At 62.3% G+C, this 3,442-nt stretch carries 3 protein-coding genes, 1 tRNA gene and 1 pseudogene; 2 read left to right on the plus strand and 3 right to left on the minus strand.

Annotated elements, in window-relative coordinates; all coding sequences use genetic code 11:
- Positions 1-119 (minus strand): annotated as a pseudogene (locus tag MOV74_RS34150) (NAD(P)/FAD-dependent oxidoreductase); the annotation flags it as partial.
- Positions 120-228: 109 nt separating this feature from the next.
- Between MOV74_RS34150 and MOV74_RS34155 the strand changes: the two are divergent.
- A complete protein-coding gene (locus MOV74_RS34155; RefSeq protein WP_246931377.1) occupies positions 229-900 on the plus strand; it encodes a TetR/AcrR family transcriptional regulator in 672 nt (223 codons plus the stop codon).
- A gap of 449 nt (positions 901-1,349) precedes the next feature.
- Here the strand turns inward: MOV74_RS34155 and MOV74_RS34160 are convergent.
- Together MOV74_RS34160 and MOV74_RS34165 are read right to left on the minus strand one after the other, a co-directional pair.
- Positions 1,350-1,425, minus strand: a tRNA-Ile gene (locus MOV74_RS34160).
- 344 nt (positions 1,426-1,769) lie between these two features.
- Positions 1,770-2,744 (minus strand): tripartite tricarboxylate transporter substrate binding protein, encoded by a 975-nt coding sequence (locus MOV74_RS34165; RefSeq protein ID WP_246931378.1) that lies wholly within the window; start codon positions 2,742-2,744, stop codon positions 1,770-1,772.
- A gap of 108 nt (positions 2,745-2,852) precedes the next feature.
- On the opposite strand from MOV74_RS34165, the gene MOV74_RS34170 reads away from it, so the two are divergent.
- Positions 2,853-3,442, plus strand: a 590-nt coding sequence (locus tag MOV74_RS34170) for a TAXI family TRAP transporter solute-binding subunit (RefSeq protein ID WP_246931379.1), incomplete at its 3' end; no start/stop codon positions are given.

Here is a 3,442-nt window from a genome sequence, read left to right on the forward strand (position 1 = left end):
GCGAAGCGGTTGCGCGGCAGGCCGGTATCGAGAACGGTGACCTTGCGGCGGGCACGGCCGAGCTGCAGGGCGCCGGCGAGACCGGCAAAGCTGCCGCCGATGATGATGACGCCATCCATAGGGAGGCTCCGTGGAAGGACAGGAAACCTGCCCATTGGCTTGCCCATTTCGAAAACTTCATGGTATCGTAATTCAGGAATTAGAATACTGTCAAGTATTGGAATTGTGGTGACCGAAAACAGACAGGGCCGGCGCGGCCGGCCCGCCAACGAGGCGCTTGGCCAAACGATCGTCGACGCCGCGCGCGAACTCTTTTTGGAATTGGGTTTTCAGGCGACGACCTTGGACAAGGTCGCCCAGCGGGCGAAGATATCCAAGCTCAGCATCTACAGGCACTTCGAGAACAAGGAGGCGCTGTTCGGCGCGGCCATGGCGGCCGGCTGCCAGCAGTTGTTTGCACCACAGGCCCTGCTTGAAGGCGTCGACGGTCCGGTCGAAGACCAGCTCATGGCGGTGGGATCATTACTCCTTCGCACGCTGTTGAGATCAGACGTCCGCAGTGTCGAAGCCATGGTCATGGCCGACAAGACGAGTCAAAACGCGTTAAGCAAGCTCCATTTCGAAGCCGGCCCCGCCCATGTCATCGCCCAAACCGAGGCCCTGTTGCGTCAGTTGCACGCGAAGGGGCTTCTGAACGTGCCCGATCCTCTCCGGTCCGCCCGCTTGTTTGCCGCGCTTTTCAAAGGATCCGATCTCCTGATGATCGCACGCTTCGATCAGGCGAGAGCAGAGGACGACAACGAAATCGATTCCTATTGCCGGTCGGCCGTCGCCATGTTCATCGCCGCGCACGGTCGCAACGACCACGTGGTCAAAAAACAAAATTTGAATCGTGCGTGACCGATGTTGTCAAAATAACCGAGGCCGGTTTGAAAATCATGGAGGCTGAAGAGCTTTCGATTGGCGACAAGATCACGGAAAAATACGCTTGTTGAACTATCGGTTGCGATACCAGTCCGCACGATGATGCCCGCGCGCCCACCCGCTCTTGTTAGTCGGGGAAATAGCTCCGCAAACAATGCGTATGTGTTCACGTCGCCGGCGCCACTCAGCGGGAGTCGATCTGTCTCGCGTACAAACACGCTGGCAGCTTCGGACGCGCGTTTCGGCATTGCGGGCATTACGGTGACAGTGCACAAAACATCCCTTCAAGCGGAAGCGGCGAACCCTCAGGCAGCGCATTTCCCCGCCTTCGCGCTAGCGCGCTTCGACGTGACAGCCTTCGTTCGCTTCGCTGGGAGTTCGTGGTACGGGCTTGCCGAGCCGAAGCTCGCGAAGCGAGCGAAGGCTGGTGGGCCCGGCAGGACTCGAACCTGCAACCAGACCGTTATGAGCGGCCGGCTCTAACCATTGAGCTACAGGCCCCGCCGCGAGGCGGCCGCTTGGATCGCGGCCGGCAACGGTGCGCGGTTCGTTTACAGGGATGGGGGCGGGGGTGCAATGCCGGCTCTGGCGGAGGGGAACGCCGGCGCGGCATCGTCGATCGTTTTCGAATACCCGAAATTGGCGATGATGACTGTATAACCCCGTTTTGCCCGACGAAGCAAACCGCCTTGCGGAGGATCTGTTTTTCGGGTCCGGTAACCCATTGAAATAACTGGTCTCGTCTACTGTGCATGGGGTTGTTTTGCGACTTTTGAAAAGAGGGAGCCCTCCAGGGCCCCCCGATGCGTTGCCGACGGGTCGCAAACTCGCTGCAGGGCCACTCGCTAGTCCACCGAGACGCCGGCGAACTCCACGACCTTCTTCCACTTCTCGGTCTCGTCAGTGACCAGCTTGCCGAACTCGGCGGGCGTCATCGGCTTGGGGATGCCGCCGGTCTCCGCGAGGCGGGCGACCAGCTTCGGGTCTTTCAGCGCTTCGCCGATCGCCTTGTTGAGCGTCTCGATCACCTCGCTCGGCGTGCCCTTCGGCGCGGAGATGCCGTAGAAGCCGATCGATTCGAAGCCCGGCACGGTCTCGGCGATCGCGGGCACGTCAGGCACGCTCGGCCAGCGCTGCGGCGAGGTCACGCCCAGCGCGCGGACGTTGCCGCCCTTGGCCTGCTCCAGCGCGGAGGGCAGGTTGTCGAAGATCAGCTGCACCTTGTTGGAGATGATGTCGGGGAACGCGATCGCAGATCCCCGATAGGGCACGTGCACCATGTCGCACTTGGTCATCACCTTGAACAGCTCTGCCGACATGTGCACCGAGGTGCCGTTGCCGGACGAGGCAAAGGAGATCTTGCCGGGATTGGCCTTGCAGTAGTCGACGAACTCCTGGACCGTCTTCGCCGGGAACGCGTTGGAGACGACCAGCATGTTGGTGAGCTGCATGATGCTGGCCACGGGGGTGGTGTCGCGCAAAAAGTCGAACGGCAGCTTCTTGTAGAGCGAGGTCGAGATCGCGTTGTTGGGCGCGACGAACAGCAGCGTGTAGCCGTCGGGCGGCGAGTTGATCGCGGCGGCGGCGGCGATGTTGCCGCCGGAGCCGGTGCGGTTCTCGACGATGAATTGCTGGCCGAGACGATCCGACAGCCATTGCGCCATGATCCGCGCCACGATGTCCACCGGGCCGCCGGCGGAAAAGCCGATCAGCCAATGCACGGGGCGGTCGGGATAGGCGGCGGAGGCGGGAGGCGTTGCGCTGAAAAGACCTGTGAGGATTGCGAGCCCAAAAATACCCTTACGCAAAATTCGCAACATGACGCCTCCCATTGTTCTATTGTCGTTGCGAGCATGCTTTCACAAAATCGGGCCGCTGCCTACATCGTCACTCAAGTCGGTGTTGACGCAGGTCCGTCAGGGACGACCATGAGATTCGCATCCATCCTCATCGGCGCGGCGCTGCTCCTCGGCCCCGCCGCTGCGCAAACCGGAGGCACGGCCATTTCGACCATCACGATCAGCCTCGGCACCGCGACACCCGGCGGCGGCTTTCCGCTCTATGGCAACGCCTTTGCCGAGGTGATGAACGCGGCCGATCCGCAAATCTCCATCGCACCCCGCAACACCAAGGGCAGCAACGAGAACATTCCGCTGCTGGAGAAGGGCGAGCTCGATCTCGCGCTGGTCGCGGGCGAGCCGGCCTATGAGGCCTTCGCCGGCATCGGCCGCGCGCCGGTGCGGCTGAAGATCCTCACCGCGATCTATTCCAACCCCGGCATGTTCGTGGTGCGCGCGGACAGTCCCTACAAGACGATCCAGGATCTCGTCGGACAGCCGGTGGCATTCGGCGCCAAAGGCTCGGGCCTGCCGATCCTGGCGCGCTACGTGCTGGATGGACTCGGGTTGAAGCAGGACGAGGACTTCAAGGCCGTCTATCTCGACCGCGTCGGCGACGGCCCCGCGATGGTCGAGGACGGCCGCGTCGCAGCGCTTTGGGGCGCCGGCATCGGCTGGCC

The sequence above is a fragment of the Bradyrhizobium sp. SHOUNA76 genome (assembly GCF_023006445.1).
Lineage (GTDB): Bacteria > Pseudomonadota > Alphaproteobacteria > Rhizobiales > Xanthobacteraceae > Bradyrhizobium.

Bases quoted from the DNA above. Each gene is read 5' to 3' on its own strand.
- MOV74_RS34165 (WP_246931378.1), bottom strand. From the start codon at position 2,744: ATGTTGCGAATTTTGCGTAAGGGTATTTTTGGGCTCGCAATCCTCACA.